Annotated in this window: 1 pseudogene; it reads left to right on the forward strand. The window is 66.9% G+C overall.

What is annotated here, in order from left to right:
- Positions 1-254, forward strand: a pseudogene (locus tag R0J88_RS21760) (hypothetical protein); the annotation flags it as partial.

A 254-nucleotide genomic window follows, 5' to 3' on the forward strand; every position in this document is an offset into this window, starting at 1 on the left:
GGGCCTGCTCTACGTCAAGGGCGCACCGGAGACCTTCGATGCGCGCGGGCTCTATCATGATCTCGTCAGGGTGCGCGCCGATGATGGCCCGGTCGCCGTGCCGGTCTTCGATCGCCCGCTGGACCTGGCGCGTGCCGGTGGCCGCGTGGTCGAGACCCACCATCGCATCGTGCTGGTCGAGGGCAACTATCTGCTGCTGCGCCACGCGCCCTGGGACGCGCTGCTTGGCTTGTTCGATATCAGCATCTTTCTGG

It is taken from the genome of Pseudoalteromonas sp. SIMBA_162 (genome assembly GCF_046535955.1).
Taxonomy (GTDB): domain Bacteria; phylum Pseudomonadota; class Gammaproteobacteria; order Enterobacterales; family Alteromonadaceae; genus Pseudoalteromonas; species Pseudoalteromonas marina.